At 56.7% G+C, this 16,078-nt stretch carries 15 protein-coding genes; 4 read left to right on the top strand and 11 right to left on the bottom strand.

The annotated features are described in order from the left end of the window. Positions 1-172: 172 nt before the first annotated feature. From upp to AAC636_RS09385, 7 genes are all read right to left on the bottom strand, one after another. Entirely contained in the window at positions 173-811 is a 639-nt protein-coding gene (gene upp / locus AAC636_RS09355; RefSeq protein ID WP_340301298.1) for a uracil phosphoribosyltransferase, read from the bottom strand. Between the two features lie 10 nt (positions 812-821). Beyond that, positions 822-1,808, bottom strand: a complete 987-nt coding sequence (locus AAC636_RS09360) for an adenosine deaminase (protein WP_340301299.1) — start codon at positions 1,806-1,808, stop codon at positions 822-824. 10 nt (positions 1,809-1,818) lie between these two features. Next, positions 1,819-1,980, bottom strand: a complete 162-nt coding sequence (locus AAC636_RS09365) for a hypothetical protein (RefSeq protein ID WP_340301300.1) — start codon at positions 1,978-1,980, stop codon at positions 1,819-1,821. Further along, positions 1,977-3,161, bottom strand: coding sequence for a phosphopentomutase (locus AAC636_RS09370; protein WP_340301301.1), 1,185 nt, complete (start codon positions 3,159-3,161; stop codon positions 1,977-1,979). Before AAC636_RS09370 ends, AAC636_RS09365 begins: the two co-directional genes overlap by 4 nt. Continuing rightward, positions 3,162-4,472: a thymidine phosphorylase gene (locus tag AAC636_RS09375; protein WP_340301302.1), complete on the bottom strand. Its 1,311-nt coding sequence runs from the start codon at positions 4,470-4,472 to the stop codon at positions 3,162-3,164. Positions 4,473-4,480: 8 nt separating this feature from the next. Then, positions 4,481-4,894 carry a cytidine deaminase gene (locus AAC636_RS09380; protein ID WP_340301303.1) on the bottom strand — a complete coding sequence of 138 codons (414 nt, stop codon included), beginning with the start codon at positions 4,892-4,894 and terminating at the stop codon, positions 4,481-4,483. 116 nt (positions 4,895-5,010) lie between these two features. After that, a complete protein-coding gene (locus tag AAC636_RS09385; protein ID WP_340301304.1) occupies positions 5,011-6,903 on the bottom strand; it encodes a propionyl-CoA synthetase in 1,893 nt (630 codons plus the stop codon). Positions 6,904-7,058: 155 nt separating this feature from the next. Between AAC636_RS09385 and AAC636_RS09390 the strand changes: the two genes are divergently transcribed. After that, complete coding sequence (locus tag AAC636_RS09390; RefSeq protein ID WP_340301305.1) at positions 7,059-7,310, top strand: hypothetical protein; 252 nt, start codon at positions 7,059-7,061, stop codon at positions 7,308-7,310. An 18-nt stretch (positions 7,311-7,328) separates the two neighbouring features. Here the strand turns inward: AAC636_RS09390 and AAC636_RS09395 are convergent, their stop codons facing one another. Then, a complete protein-coding gene (locus AAC636_RS09395; protein WP_340301306.1) occupies positions 7,329-9,608 on the bottom strand; it encodes an NADP-dependent malic enzyme in 2,280 nt (759 codons plus the stop codon). A 106-nt stretch (positions 9,609-9,714) separates the two neighbouring features. After that, positions 9,715-10,482: an NAD kinase gene (locus AAC636_RS09400; protein WP_340301307.1), complete on the bottom strand. Its 768-nt coding sequence runs from the start codon at positions 10,480-10,482 to the stop codon at positions 9,715-9,717. Between the two features lie 235 nt (positions 10,483-10,717). Between AAC636_RS09400 and glyA the strand changes: the two genes are divergently transcribed. Further along, the gene (gene glyA, locus AAC636_RS09405) at positions 10,718-12,016 is read left to right on the top strand and encodes a serine hydroxymethyltransferase (RefSeq protein ID WP_340301308.1); all 1,299 of its coding nucleotides are present in this window, start codon (positions 10,718-10,720) and stop codon (positions 12,014-12,016) included. 3 nt (positions 12,017-12,019) lie between these two features. On the opposite strand, the gene AAC636_RS09410 is transcribed toward glyA, so the two are convergent. Then, complete coding sequence (locus tag AAC636_RS09410; protein WP_340301309.1) at positions 12,020-13,171, bottom strand: M24 family metallopeptidase; 1,152 nt, start codon at positions 13,169-13,171, stop codon at positions 12,020-12,022. After that, the gene (locus AAC636_RS09415; protein ID WP_340301310.1) at positions 13,164-14,240 is read right to left on the bottom strand and encodes a pyridoxal-phosphate dependent enzyme; all 1,077 of its coding nucleotides are present in this window, start codon (positions 14,238-14,240) and stop codon (positions 13,164-13,166) included. Before AAC636_RS09415 ends, AAC636_RS09410 begins: the two co-directional genes overlap by 8 nt. 248 nt (positions 14,241-14,488) lie before the next feature. Here AAC636_RS09415 and AAC636_RS09420 point away from each other — a divergent pair, with 248 nt between their 5' ends. Beyond that, on the top strand, positions 14,489-14,668 hold the full coding sequence (locus tag AAC636_RS09420; RefSeq protein ID WP_340254815.1) for a hypothetical protein: 180 nt from the start codon (positions 14,489-14,491) through the stop codon (positions 14,666-14,668). Between the two features lie 110 nt (positions 14,669-14,778). Then, positions 14,779-16,065 carry a homoserine dehydrogenase gene (locus tag AAC636_RS09425; protein ID WP_340301311.1) on the top strand — a complete coding sequence of 429 codons (1,287 nt, stop codon included), beginning with the start codon at positions 14,779-14,781 and terminating at the stop codon, positions 16,063-16,065. Positions 16,066-16,078 lie beyond the last annotated feature (13 nt).

Below are 16,078 nucleotides of genomic sequence, written 5' to 3' on the forward strand. Positions count from 1 at the left end.
GATCCCCTGCCCAGCAACGGCAACCATTGAGGATAGAACCGTTGCAGAAAATCCCATGCTGCCCCAAAATTTTACTGCTTTTTTGACCATTCAAGCCCCCGAATTGGGGCAAGAATGCATCAATATTTAGACATAGTAAAGGCACATAACAGAACAAATAGATATCCGCCCCTCATTTGGTGGCAAATATCCGATCCCCCGCATCCCCTAGACCCGGAAGGATATACCCCTTTTCGTTCAAACCGCGATCCAAGGCCGCGGTAAAAATTGGCACATCAGGATGGCGAGCGGCGAATGTCCTGACACCCTCAGGGGCGGCCAGCAATGTCATCAGACTGATATTAACGGCCCCTTCCGATTTGATTTTATCCACCGCCGCAGCCGCCGAATTGCCCGTGGCCAGCATGGGATCTAGGGCGATGACATGACGTTGGGACAGGTGCGAGGGCAGGTTGAGATAGTAATCCACGGGCTCAAGCGTTTCCTCATTGCGATACAGCCCGACAAATCCAACCCGCGCAGCAGGGATTACGGCGCGCATCCCCTCAAGCATTCCGTTGCCCGCCCGCAAAATCGAAATCAAAGCCAGTTTTTTCCCTGCAAGTGTCGGCGCATCCATCACCTCAAGCGGGGTTTCAACGGCGGTGGTTGCAACCGCCAAATCGCGGGTGACCTCATAGGCCATAAGCATCGAAATTTCGGTCAAAAGCCGCGCGAAATCTTGGGAGGCGCAGTTTTTATCGCGCATCAAGCTCAACTTATGTTGCACAAGCGGATGGGTCACGATGGTCAGTGTATCGAATTCTGTCATAGTCTTCCCTCTAGCCTTCAAGCCGTTTTGCAACGCGCGCGCGGGTTTCCTCATCACAAAAGGCCGCCGCAAGCGCGGTTTGGTTTATTTCCGTGAATTCCGTCTCACCCCACCCAAAATGCTGTTCCAAGGCCTCATATTCACGGCTCATATTGGTATGGAAAAAGGGTGGATCATCGGTTGACACGGTTACCTTGACCCCAGCCTCGCGTAGCCGCGCAAGCGGGTGACTTTTCCAATTTGGGAAAACCCCAAGAAAGACATTCGACACAGGACAGCATTCCAAAACAACACCCGTATCGGCAAGGCGTGCGACCAAGTCAGGGTCACTGATCGCCTCGACACCATGCCCGATACGGGGCGGATTATAGGCATCTAACGTCTCGCGCACCGATTGCGCGCCCCCCCATTCGCCTGCATGAATGGTGAAGGGTAGTCCTGCCTCGGCCGCGCAATCAAAGCTCCATGAAAAATCGCGCACATGGGCAATCTTCTCGTCCCCCGCCATTCCAAAGCCGCAAATCATGCGCCCCGCCGTTTCCGCAGCACAGCGTGCGGCCCGTTTCGCCTGATCTGGCCCGAAATGACGAACCGCCGTAATCACGCCCCGCATCGTGATCCCAAAATCCCGCTCGGCGGCATCTGCAGCTTCGGTCATTGCAGAAAGATACTCGCGCCAAGCACCAATATCCCCACCGCCGCAAAAATCAGGGGACAGGAAGGTTTCGCAATAAACCACCCCATGGCCTGCTGATGCCTCAAGCACAGACCGCGTCAGACGCGCATAATCTTCGGGCGTGGTGAGAACCGATGTTGCCGCCTCATAGACGCGCAGAAAATGCACAAAATCATGAATGTCATAGCCGCCTTGCGCGGTGAAAATGCCCGATAAATCCACCTTTTTTTCGAAGGCGATCTGACGAATAAAATCAGGCTGTGCTGCCCCCTCAAGATGAAGGTGCAATTCAACCTTTTTGACGCGGGCCATATCTGACATCGCCGTTCCCCTAGAAATAATAGCCAAGCGCGGTGACCACTAGGGCAAATAAGGTGGCCGCGCGCCATGAGATCACCCGCTGCGACAAGACCCGGGCGGCCAGACGCACCCCAAATAGGGCAGCGACAAAGGTCATGGCAGCATAGATTATTTGACTGTCAATCTGGCTCATAAAGCAGGGCTTCCAATCTGAAGGGGGCCAAGCCCCAAATGCGCGGCAAGACTTGCACCAATATCGGCAAAGGCCCGAAGGCCCAGCCCTTGGGGTGCATGGTCAGGGGCCGCCACCAAAAATGGGACACGTTCACGGGTGTGATCCGTGCCAACCCATGTGGGATCATTGCCATGATCCGCGGTTAAAATCAGCATGTCACCCGCGCGCAGCGCGGCAACAATTGGCGCAATCGCTGCGTCAAACCATTCCAGCGCACCCGCATAACCCGCCACATCGCGGCGATGGCCAAAACGGGCATCAAACTCAACGATATTGGCCACCGTGAGGCTACCATCGGGGGCGCAATCTACCGCGTGGGCCAGATGTTCCATCAGGCGGGCATCACCTCCCTTATGGCTTTCCGTGATGCCACGATGGGCGAAAATATCGCTGATTTTGCCAATGGCAATGACCGCGCGCCCTGCCTCAGATGCGTGATCCAACAAGGTTAGGTGGGGCGGCATCATCGCGTAATCGCGGCGGTTTTCAGTGCGCTCAAACGCGCCTAGGCGACCCGTAAAGGGGCGCGCGATCACCCGCCCTACCCGCATCGCGTGCAGCTGCGGGGCGATCCTTTCGCAGAGGTCATAGAGACGCTCTAGCCCAAAGACCCCTTCATGCGCGGCAATCTGAAAGACACTATCGGCGGAGGTGTAGCAAATCGGATACCCCGTTTGCAGATGATGCGCCCCAAGGCGTGCTATGATCTCAGTGCCAGAGGCGTGGCAATTGCCCAAAATCCCCCCAACACCTGCGATAGATTGAACCGCCGCGACCAAAGCCTCAGGGAAACTGGGAAGGGTAGCGGGAAAATAGTGCCAATCCCAAGGCAAAGCGCAGCCCGTCAATTCCCAATGGCCTGATGGCGTGTCTTTGCCTTTGGCGGATTCTTCGGCCACACCCCAAATGGCATTCGGTGCGGCCGATGTCAGGGGTGCAGGACAAATGCCGCTTGCCAGATGCAAAGCGGCCCCAAGACCCAGACGATCCAAATTCGGCACTCTCAGCGCCTGTGCCTGCGCGATATGGCCCACGGTATTCGCGCCAGTATCGGGATGGCCCGCATTGAAATATCGGTCTGCATCTCGCGCGCCCCCGATACCAACAGAATCCATCACCACCAAAAATCCGCGCGCCATTCAGCCGATCCTTTCATGGATCAAGGCAGGGCGCGGCGGCGTTTCTTCGGAGAGGGTGAAGGCGTCTAACACAATTGCCCCCATATGTTTGGCAATCTCAGGGTCGCGCGCATGAAGGCGCAAAAGCGGGGTCGTGGGGTCGGCCAAATCACCAATCCGCTGGATGTCAGAAAGACCCACACGTTTGTCGATCTGATCCTCTGCCTGCAGGCGTCCCCCGCCAAGATGCACCACAACCTCGCCCAAGGTGCGGGCGTCAATTGCACGGATATAGCCCGTCTTTTGCGGGAAAATATCCACCGCATAGGGCGCTGCAGGCAAGCGATCTCGCCAACGTGCCACAAAATCTGTGGCGCCCCCTTGCGCCGCGACCATACGGCCAAAAACCTCGGCGGCGTGACCTTGGGTCAGCGCGTTTGTCAGTGCCATCTCACCTGCCGCCGCATCAACCGCAAGCCCCGCTTGCACCAAAACCTCACCCCCAAGGCTGATGGTTACGCGGATCAGATCACTGTCGAGCTTTGGACTGCACAGCGCCTCCATCACCTCCATCATTTCCAAAGAATTGCCCGCTGCACGCGCAAGCGGTTGGTTCATATCGGTGACAAGCGCCGTGGTTTTACAGCCCGCACTTTGTGCTGTATCCACCAAGGATTGAGCCAGTTGCACGGCCTCTTGCGGGGTTTGCATAAAGGCACCCGTGCCGCATTTAACGTCTAAAACCAAGGCCTCTAGCCCTGCTGCCAATTTCTTGGACAAAATAGAGGCCGTGATCAAATCAATGCTTGGCACAGTGGCGGTGATATCACGCAACCCATAAAGCCTGCGATCCGCAGGGGCGATATCGGCATTGGCGCTGACAATCGCACAGCCCACTTGCCCCACAATGCGTTGCAAATTCTCAATGGAGACATCAATCTGCAAGCCCGAAATTGCCGAAAGTTTGTCCAAAGTGCCGCCCGTATGCCCCAAGCCGCGCCCTGAAATCATCGGCACATAGGCCCCGCACGCCGCTAAGGCAGGGGCAAGGATCAGCGACACACAATCGCCCACCCCGCCTGTGGAATGTTTGTCGATCACAGGGCCATCCAGTGACCACCCCAAAACCGTGCCGCTTTCCAGCATCCCATGGGTCAGATGGGTGCGGTTCTCAAGGCTGAGACCGCGCAAACATACGGCCATCGCAAAGGCCCCCGCCTGCGCATCGCTGACAGTGCCATCCGCCAACCCTTCGGCAAAGGCAAACATCTCAAATTCGGTCAGAGTTTGCCCCTCTCGCAATTTTGCCAAGATGCTGCGCGGATCGGCCATGATCTGCCCTATTCCATCGCCGATTTCACAAAGGCGCCAGGCAGAATGTCCGCCATGCTCAGGATCGCCTGACCTGTGCCGCGCGTTGTGGCCATGGTGATCAGCACCTCATCTTTGCTGAATTCCCGCAATTTTTGACGACACCCCCCACAAGGGGCGACAGGAACGGGGCTATCTGCGATCACTGCAACCTCTAGGATCTCATGACAGCCTGCGGCAATCATCGCTGAAATTGCGCCCGCCTCGGCACAGGTGCCTTGGGGATAGGCCGCGTTTTCGACATTCACCCCTTGGTAAATCTGCCCATCTGCCCCACGCAGCGCAGCACCGACTGCAAAGCCCGAATACGGGGCATAGGCGCGCGGACGGATTTCTGCGGCGGCGGCCATCAATGCGGGGTCTGGTGTCTTTGTCTGGGGCATGATCCGCACTCCTTGAATTGCGTTGCCTCAATCTGTCCTGACGAACCGATGCACGCAAGGCGAAAGAAAAAGCGGGCCCAAAGGCCCGCCCTTCATCCCGTCTCGTCAAACCCGCCTTAGGCTTTGGGGTAGCCCAAAGTTTTCAAGGCCACTGCAATCTCGTCTAAAATCGCAGGATCATCAATTGTTGCAGGCATTTTATAGCTTTCGCCATCGGCGATTTTCACCATTGTTCCACGCAAAATCTTGCCCGAACGGGTTTTGGGCAGGCGATCCACCACAACGGCCAGTTTGAACGCCGCAACGGGGCCGATTTTGTCACGCACAAGTTTCACGCATTCAGACACGACATCTGCCGCATCTTTGGTCGCCCCTTTATTGAGACACAAAAACCCCAGAGGCATTTGCCCTTTGAGATCATCTGCCACACCGATCACCGCGCATTCAGCCACATCTGGGTGGGAGGCAAGAACCTCCTCCATCCCACCTGTCGACAAGCGGTGACCCGCCACGTTGATCACATCATCCGTGCGCGCCATGATATAAAGATACCCGTCTTCATCCTTATATCCCGCATCACCCGTCTCGTAATAGCCTTTGAAATGCTCAAGATAGGATTTGCGGAAGCGGGCTTCGGCATTCCACAACGTAGGCAAGGTTGCAGGCGGCAAGGGCAATTTAATCACAATCGCGCCCAATTCGCCCGCAGGCAATTCATGCCCGCCCTCATCCAAAATTTGCACATCATACCCGGGCATTGGCACCGAGGGGCTGCCGATTTTGACAGGCAATTTTTCAATACCCAATGGGTTGCCACAAATGGCCCAACCCGTTTCGGTTTGCCACCAATGGTCAATCACGGGCACGCCAAGTTTTGCCTGCGCCCATTGGATTGTGTCAGGGTCGGCACGCTCACCCGCCAAGAACAGCGATTCAAGGCTAGAGATGTCATATTTCCCAATAAAGCTGCCTACTGGGTCTTCTCGCTTGATCGCGCGAAAGGCCGTTGGGGCGGTAAACAGGCATTTAACTTTATGCTCATCAATCACGCGCCAGAACGTGCCTGCATCAGGCGTGCCAATAGGTTTGCCTTCAAAGACGATTGTGGTGCAGCCAAAGGTCAGAGGCGCGTAACAAATATAGGAATGCCCCACGACCCAACCCACATCAGAGGCGGCCCAAAACACCTCGCCGGGGTTCATGTCGTAGAGATTGCGCATTGACCAATTCAACGCAACCAGATGGCCGCCTGTATGGCGCACAACGCCCTTTGGCTGGCCCGTTGTGCCAGAGGTGTAGAGAATATAGGCGGGGTGGTTGCCCTCTACGGGCACACAAGGCGCAGGCGCAACCCCGTGTTGGAAGCCATACCAATCGACATCGCGCCCATCGGTCAAGCTTACCACTTCTTGCTCGCGCTGAAAGATCACGCAGAAATCTGGCTTATGGGCGGCGGCCTCGATGGCAGCATCCAAAAGCGGTTTATAATGCACCACGCGGCCCGGCTCGAGGCCACAGGAGGCGGCGATGATACATTTGGGTTGCGCATCATCAATGCGCACCGCCAATTCAGCCGCAGCAAAGCCGCCAAAGACCACCGAATGCACCGCGCCAATACGCGCGCAGGCAAGCATCGCCTCAACCGCCTGTGGCACCATCGGCATATAGATAATGACCCGATCCCCTTTGGTCACACCTTTGGCTTGAAGGCCACCCGCCAGAAGCGCGACACGTTCTTGCAATTCTGCATAGGAAATTTTCTGAACCGTGCTGGTGATGGGGCTGTCATAGATGATAGCGGTGCGATCCCCATGGCCTGCGGCAACATGGCGATCGACCGCGTTCCAACAACCATTCAGTTGACCATCTGCAAACCATTCATAAAGAGGCGCGTTTTCATCAGACAGCGCTTGGGATGGTTCAACATCCCAATCAATGGCAGAAGCAGCCTCCATCCAAAACCCTTCTGGGTTGGAACGGGCATACTCATAAATCTTTTGATAGCTCATGCGGGCCTCCCTTTGCTTGCGCAATTTTCTATCCCTTCAACCATAGCTTGCGCAAGAAGGTGACTTTGACGCAGGCGCGAAAACTGCGGCCATGCGCCACTTTGTTTTAACGGCGGGGACGTTAGATTGGGGAATATCGAACAGGAGCCTCCCCCATGACCATGTCCTTAAACAAAGACACAAGCCACTATATCACACGCCATGTCACCTATCGCCTGCCCGTCATCGGGCGCATCGCGCGCGAGGTGATCGAGGGCGAAGTAGACAACAGTTTTGCCCTTATTATCATGGTTGTTTCGGCTGTTGCCTCGGCCGTTCTGATTTGGGGTTTTCCCGCACTGATCATCTCGGGGCTTGGGGCAACCGCATTGATGTTTCTCACACTGTTGCACACCACCTTTGGCTAAGGCGCGGCCGTGCGCCTGTCAGCCATAGGTGGCGACAGGCGTGCCTGCGAGGGCAGAAATATTCAACAACCCCCGCGCGGTAATTGAGGGGGTGACGATATGGGCGCGATTGCCCATCCCCATAAGAATCGGCCCGACTTCCAGCCCGCCCGCCTTCATCTTTAGGATGTTCCGTGCCGCCCCAGCGGCATCAGTATTGGCAAAGACAAGCGCGTTGGCCTGCCCCTCAAGGCGCGAATTGGGGAAAATTCGGGCGCGCAGTTCGGGATCAAGCGCGCTGTCTATATGCATCTCGCCCTCATAGGCGAAATCAAGCGCCATCGCGTCCAGAATATCGAGCGCCGCACGCATCCGCCGCCCACTATCACTGTCGAGATTGCCGAATTGACTGCCAGAACACAGCGCAATTTTTGGCGCGATGCCAAAACGGCGCACATGACGGGCTGTGGCAATCACCGTCTCGGCGATTTGGTCTGGGGTGGGCTGCGCATGAATATGCGTATCGGCAATAAAGAGCGGCCCATCTTCCAAAATCATTAAGGACAGCGCCCCAACAGGATGTAACCCGTCACGGGCCAAAAGCTGGCTGATATATTTCAAGTGCCACAAATACTGGCCGAAGGTGCCGCAGATTAAGCTGTCTGCCTCTTCGCGATACACCATGACCGCGCCGATGGCGGTGGTGTTGGTGCGCATAATCGCACGGGCCAAATCGGGGGTCACCCCGTGACGTTCCATCACGCTGTGATAGCTGCCCCAATAATGCCGATAGCGCGGGTCATTTTGGGGGTTTACGATTTCGAAATCCACCCGCGGGCGGATGGTCAGGCCTGCCCGCTCGGCTCGCATTTCAATCACATCGGGACGACCGATAAGAATGGGGGTGTCTGTGGTTTCCTCAAGCATGGCTTGGGCCGCACGCAGAACGCGCTCATCCTCGCCTTCTGCGAAAGCGATACGGCGGGTCGTAGTGGCCGCTGCGGCAAAGACAGGGCGCATGATAAGCGCAGAGCGGAACACCGCCTGATTAAGTTTGGCGCGATAGGCGGCGATGTCATCAATGGGCCGCTTCGCCACACCCGAACTCATAGCCGCCTCAGCCACGGCACTGGCCACCACACCCATCAGGCGCGGGTCAAACGGCTTGGGGATCAGATAGTCAGGGCCAAAGGTCAGCTGCTCGCCCTTATAGGCCGCCGCCGCTTCGGCACTGGTGGTGGCGCGCGCCAAGGCGGCGATGCCTTCAATACAGGCAATTTGCATCGCGTCATTGATTTCGCTTGCGCCGACATCCAAGGCGCCGCGGAAGATGAACGGAAAGCATAAGACGTTGTTCACCTGATTAGGAAAATCTGACCGCCCCGTGGCAATGATCGCGTCAGGCTTTACCGCGCGCACATCATCGGGGGTGATTTCTGGGTTCGGGTTCGCCAAGGCAAAGACCACAGGACGATCCGCCATGCGCGCAACCATCTCGCGCGTCAAAACACCCGGGCCAGAGAGGCCAAGGAACAAATCCGCCCCCTCGATCACATCACTCAAGGAAGCCGGGCTATCGCCTTGGGCATATTCGGCTTTTTGCGGTGTCATCCCCGCTTCACGGCCCCGATAGACCAGACCATCCAAATCGCAGAGCCAAACATTCTCACGCTTGAGGCCCAGTTTCAGCAGCATATTGAGGCAGGCAATCCCCGCCGCACCACCGCCCGTGGACACGACCTTGATATCGGCAAAGGATTTCCCCGCAAGACGCAGCGCGTTTGTTGCGGCCGCGCCCACGACAATCGCCGTTCCATGTTGGTCGTCATGGAAAACGGGAATATTCATTCGCTCGCGGCATAGTTTTTCTACAATAAAACAATCTGGCGCTTTGATATCCTCAAGATTAATTGCGCCAAAGGTTGGCTCAAGCGCGCAAACAATATCCGCCAGTTTCTCGGGGTCGCTCTCGTTCAATTCAATGTCAAAGCAGTCAATGCCGGCAAATTTCTTGAAAAGAACGGCCTTCCCCTCCATCACAGGCTTAGAGGCGAGTGCGCCAATATTACCAAGGCCTAGCACAGCCGTGCCATTGGTGACCACGGCGACAAGGTTACCGCGTCCTGTATAGCTTTCGGCATGGGCGGGGTCTGCTTTGATTTCAAGGCAGGCTTCAGCAACGCCGGGGCTATAGGCCAAGGACAGGTCGCGCCCATTCGCCAAAGGCTTGGTCGCGCGCACCTCTAACTTTCCTGGTTTTGGGCCTGCATGATAGGCAAGCGCGCGCTGGCGCAAACTGTCGTTGCTGTCTTCAGTCATCATCTATTCCCACTCGGCTATGGTCGCCAAACAGCCGCAAACGGCCGCCCTCCACAATTAGTTTAACGTTAAACTATCGCCTAGGAAAGGGTAAATCCCGTTTGGATTACACGAATTGCTCGCGTAAAAGCCGCTCTTCCAAACCATGGCCTGGATCGAACAGGATACGATGGGTCACGTCTTGCGCGCTGGATATCTCTACATGGGTGACATTGTTCACCGAAACGCTATCGGCATCTGCCATCACAGGGCGGTGGTCAGGATCGACCACTTCGAAAATTACGTTGGATGATTTATTGAGCAGCGCCCCCCGCCACCTGCGCGGACGAAAGGCCGCCACCGCGGTCATCGCCAAAACATCTGCACCAATGGGCAAAATCGGGCCATGCGCGGAATAGTTATAGGCGGTCGAGCCTGCAGGCGTGCATAACAACGCACCATCGCAGACCAGTTCTTGCATGCGCAGCTTTCCATCAACATGGATGCGCAGCTTGGCGGCTTGGGGGCCTGCACGCAGCAAACTGACCTCATTGATTGCCAAAGCCTCGATTGTTTTGCCTGTCGCGCGCCGCGCCTTCATACGCAACGGGTTGATCTGCGCCTCCTCCGCCGCAGTGAGGCGGGCCATCAAACCATCGGCAGAATATTCATTCATCAAAAAGCCGACCGTACCACGGTTCATTCCATAGACAGGACGATTGAGCGGTTGGGTTTCATGCAAGGTCGACAGCATGAAGCCATCCCCGCCAAGCGCCACGATGATATCGGCCTCCTGAGGCGTTGATTGGCCATAAGCCGCGCTCAATTCCGCAAGGGCTGCCTGCGCCATCCGCGCCCGCGAGGCCAAAAAGGCTATTTTCAAATCTTTGCTCATCTGCGCGACCTTTGCGAGACAGGGGTGACGCCATCCTGTTCCCTGCCATGCCGAAACACAAGACCCCGCAAAACAGTGCAAATTTGCCCGCCTTGCAGGGCGGCAGGGCGCGACTCTCTGTCGAATTGCCGCTTTCGCCCTTTTCCAAGGGGCTGTTCTGCCCTAAACCCCATGCGATAGACAGCGCCCGCGCGTGACCCAACAAAACGCGCCCCCGATGTAAGGAGCCCTCACTATGTCTGCGCCCCACCGTGACGATGGATTTTTCACCGAAGCCCTCAGCACCCGTGACCCTGAAATCTTTGGCGCGATTACCAAAGAATTCGGTCGTCAAAGCGAAGAGATCGAATTGATCGCCTCCGAGAACATCGTCTCGGCTGCTGTGATGGCTGCGCAAGGCTCGGTGATGACCAATAAATATGCCGAAGGTTATCCAGGTCGGCGGTATTATGGCGGCTGCGATTATGTCGATATCGCAGAAAACCTTGCGATTGAGCGGGCCTGCAAATTGTTTGACTGTGCGCATGCCAATGTGCAGCCCAATTCAGGCAGCCAGGCGAACCAAGGGGTTTTCACAGCTCTTTTGACGCCCGGCGATACCATCTTGGGCATGAGCCTTGATGCAGGCGGCCACCTGACCCATGGCGCCAAGCCCAACCAATCGGGCAAGTGGTTTAACGCCATTCAATACGGCGTGCGCAAGCAGGACATGGAAATCGACTATGACGCGATTGCCGAACTTGCGGCTGAACATAAGCCCAAAATGCTGATCGCGGGCGGCTCGGCCATTCCGCGCGTCATTGATTTTGCAAAAATGCGTGAGATTGCTGACAGTGTCGGTGCATATCTTTTGGTCGACATGGCGCATTTCGCGGGGCTTGTGGCATCGGGTCATTACCCCTCGCCTTTCCCGCATGCGCATGTTGCAACCACCACCACGCATAAAACCCTGCGCGGGCCACGCGGCGGGATGATCCTGACCAATGACGAAGATATCTCCAAGAAGGTCAATTCTGCCATCTTCCCCGGCATTCAAGGCGGGCCGTTGATGCATGTGATCGCCGCCAAGGCTGTGGCCTTTGGTGAGGCGCTGCGCCCCGAATTCAAGGCCTATCAGACCCAAGTGATTGCCAATGCCAAGGCGCTGGCGGATCAGCTGATGAAGGGGGGCTTGGATATCGTCACAGGCGGCACAGATACGCATTTGATGTTGGTTGACCTGCGCCCCAAAGGCGTAAAAGGCAACGCCACTGAAAAGGCGCTCGGCCGTGCCAACATCACCTGCAACAAAAACGGCATCCCGTTTGACACCGAAAAGCCAATGATCACCTCTGGCGTGCGCTTGGGAACACCTGCGGCCACAACCCGTGGCTTTACCGAGACTGAATTCCGCCAAGTTGCGGATTGGATCGTTGAAGTGGTCGATGGCTTGGCCGCGAATGGCGAGGATGGAAATGGCGCCGTAGAGGCGAAAGTTGCCGCAGAGGTAAAGGCACTCTGCCAGCGCTTCCCCATCTATCCAAGCAGCTCATAGCGCTTATAAAATTGCAATGTCACGCGGGGCGGGGTTTGTTAAAAACTCCGCCCCGTTTTCTGTCAGGACAATATTTTCTTCGGCGACCAGTATCCGCCCCTGCCCTAGATCAACAGATGGCTCAAGCGTGAGAACCATACCTGCGGGCAGCATTGTCTGATCGTGCGGTGTAAGGGATGGCCATTCAGTCAGCGTCACGCCCAACCCGTGCCCTAAGCGACCACCACAAGGCGTGCCGCCGCGCGCCGTAATTTCGCGGCACAGCATCGCGTGCAGGTCTGAGGCGCGTATATTCGGCACCATCCCCTGCATCACCGCATGGATCGCATCTTGCAAAATCTGATGCCCGCGGGCCGCGTCGGGGCTTGGGGTGCCGATGGCAAAATTGCGATCAAAGTCACAAAAATAGCCGTCTTTCACCGCGCCTGTATCCAGCATCAAAATATCGCCATTGTGCAGGGGTGTCGGCGCGGCAGGTGAGATCACATCTCCATAGCCCCCCTCGCCCGCGCCCCCTGCGACATAGGACACCCAATCGGCCCCCTCCTCGAGCAGCAGGATTTGAAAGGCCCGAAACACTGCGTCTAAGGGCATGCCAACACGGGCAATTTCATCAACGCGGGCAAAGGCACGATTGCCAATGGCGCAGGCGGCGCGTAATTTTTCAATCTCAAGCGTTGATTTTATCTCGCGGGTGCGGTGCATGATATCTGTCGCATCGACAAAACTGCGGGGGGCGAGACGGGTTTGCAGCGCAAAGAAATCCCCCAAAGGCATCCGCAGCTGCGTCTCTAGGCCCATGGCCACACCGACCTTTCCGTCTTTGGATATCACGTCACATAAGGCCTCAGCCAGCAAGCTGACCCCATCATCTTCGGGGCGCGGCGCGGGCCATGTGCGGATATCGGTGATCACCGATTTCCCCATGAGATAAGCCCCAATCTCGGGGATCACGGCGATTGGGGCGCCTGTGGCGGGGATCACTACAAACCAAGGCCGAGCGGGGCTTTCCCAAAAGCGGGTGAGAAAACCCGTAACATAAAAAATATCCGCCGCTTGGGTCAGCAAAATGGCATCTAGGCCTGCGGCCTGTAAGCGGGCCTGAATCGCGCTATGACGGCGGTGATATTCAGAGGGCGGGAACAAATCAGACATCCTCTGGCCCTTCGCTCAACACACAAAGAATCCGCGCATCGGGTGGAAAGTCATAGCCAAGATAGGCCGCAGCAATCACGCCCGCGGCACCCGATGGCGTGGAGGCAAGCCCCGCTTCGGTCAGGCACGCCACGCCTGAGGCTGCTTGACCATCTGAGATCGTCAAAAACTGATCCGCATCGCGCGCTAGCCCCGCAAGCGCCACAAGCGAGGCGGTTTTGCAGTCGAGCCGCCCCATGATTGAGACAGGGCCGTGGCTGTCGACCACATGACCCGCGGTAATCGCATCTTGCAGGGCGGGGGCTGCGTCAGGCTCGACCACAATAATCTGCGGAGCCTGCCCCCATGTGGCGCGCGCATCGGCGGCTAAGGCCCCTGCCATGCCACCCACACCTGCTTGCAAGAAAATATGGGTTGGGGGGCTGTCCAGTGCTTCGGCCATTTCCGCCCCGATTTGCAAATACCCCTCCATCACGAGATAGCCTTGGGTCATCTCATCCGCCCATGTGCTATCGGGCAAAAGCGTGCCTTCCCCCGCCGCGGCTGCGGCCTCGGCGGCCTTCATGCTTTCCTCATAGGTTGCCCCTGCACGGCGCGGTTCCGCCCCTTGCGCGCGCAGACGATTGGCAAAAGCCTCAGGCACCGTGTCCGACAGATAAATTATGGCACGCGCGCCAAAAACACGCGCGCCTGCCGCAACAGACAGACCATGATTGCCCGCACTTGCGGCGATAAACGCACGGCCTGTCAGGGCTGTGCTATAGTCACTGGCCCCATTTTCTATAGCTGCGCGCGCAGCGCGGGCAATAACATAGGCCGCGCCCAAGGCTTTGAAGCTTCCAAGCCCCATACGCGCGCGCTCATCTTTAACGAAAAACGCGGCCGTCCCTGCCGCTTTGGCCAAATCATCGCGCACCAAGAGGGGCGTGGCCGCATAAGCGGGACACTGCTCCAATAGCGCCTGAACGAGGCTTGCATCCTCACTGGGAAAGCATTGCAAATCAGGCAGACCCGCCCCGCGATAAGGGTTCTCGTGGATCGCGGTTGGGTGCAAGGCTGTGTCTTCCATGGCGCAATGTCCCTTTTCTAATCGCACCAAGCCTAAGACCAGTTTATCGGCGCTTTCGTGTTCCCCGCGTCACTCTAACCACAAAAACCACCAATTTGCCAAATTGCAAAGGCCTGAGCACGCAAACAAGGCTAGACCCAAGCCGATTGGCGCGCTATCGCAGTGCTATGCGATATTTCACGCCCTTTTTGTTAGTATTACCCTTCATTTTGTCTGCCTGCAGCACCCAGGACAGCGCTCGCCAAGAAGTGCGTAATGCAAGCTATCCCGCGCTTTTGCCGCTTAGCGCGCTTGAGATTGAAGAGATGCGCAGTCCTGCCAGCGCCGAAACACTAAGCACCCCTGAAGCAACCGTTGGGGAATTGGCTGGTCGCGCGGAAGACCTGCGCCGCCGCGCAGCGGCTTTGGCTAATGAGCCCATTAATTAATGCTTGAGGAATAGTTGTTCTGCCTGCGTTGCACCTTTTCTTGGAAGGAGCTAACAGGGGTTCAACTTGATAATGTGCGCGATACGCACAGCTATTGGAGGTTCGGCATCATGGAACGCCCTTTGCGTCTTGCAATCGCAGGTCTTGGCACGGTTGGCACAGGTGTCATCAAGATGATTCAGAACAATGGCGCACTGATCGAGGCTCGCACAGGGCGCAAGGTTACCATTTCTGCCGTAAGCGCACGCAGCCGTGACAAAGATCGCGGCGTGAATTTGGCGAAATACGCATGGGAAGATGATCCCGTTGCGATGGCCAAGCGCGATGATGTGGATGTATTTGTTGAATTGATGGGCGGCTCGGATGGCCCTGCAAAGACGTCGACCGAAGCAGCAATTGCCGCAGGCAAGGATGTTGTCACAGCCAATAAGGCGCTTTTGGCGTTGTATGGACAGGAACTGGCTGAAGCGGCAGAGGATAATAACCTTGTCCTGCGTTTTGAGGCTGCAGTGGCGGGCGGCATCCCAATCATCAAATCTTTGACCGAAGGGTTGGCCGGCAACCAGATCACCCGGATAATGGGGGTGATGAACGGAACCTGCAATTACATCCTCACGCGGATGGGCAATGCAGGCCTCACCTATGAGGAAGCTTTTGCCGAGGCTGATAGCCTTGGCTATTTAGAAGCTGACCCACAGCTTGATGTCGGAGGCATTGATGCGGGACATAAATTGGCGCTTTTGTCCTCTGTCGCTTTTGGAACAAAAGTCGATTTTAGCGGTATAAGCCTCGAGGGCATTGGCGCAGTCACCATCGAAGACATCAATCGCGCTGCTGATCTTGGGTTCAAGATTAAACTTCTCGGAGTGGCGCGTATGACAGGGCGTGGCTTGGAACAACGGATGAGCCCCTGCCTGGTTCCTGCTTCTTCGCCCCTAGGGCAGCTTGAGGGAGGCACCAATATGGTGGTGGTGGAAGGAGACCATGTTGGCCAAATCGTGCTGCGCGGTGCGGGTGCAGGCGAAGGTCCAACAGCAAGTGCAGTGCTGTCAGATATTTGCGATATCGCGCGCGACATACGGATTTCTACATTTGGCCAACGCGCGAATACCCTCAAAGCCGCACCGCCCGCATCAGCGGCCTCGGCTGCGCGTTACTATATTCGCATGACCCTCAACGACAAACCTGGCGCTTTGGCAAAAATCGCCACAGTATTGGGAGATAATGGCATTTCAATTGATCGAATGCGTCAATATGATCACCCTGACGAAGCTGCGCCCGTATTAATAGTAACTCACAAAGCTGCTCAGCCCGCACTGCAAGAGGCGCTTGCAGCCTTGCCGCAGACGGGCGTATTGATGAGCGCCCCAGTTGCTTTGCGCATCGAAGACGTCTGAAGAAAGGCTATAG

The organism is Roseobacter sp. HKCCD5988, assembly GCF_037830355.1.
GTDB lineage: Bacteria > Pseudomonadota > Alphaproteobacteria > Rhodobacterales > Rhodobacteraceae > M30B80.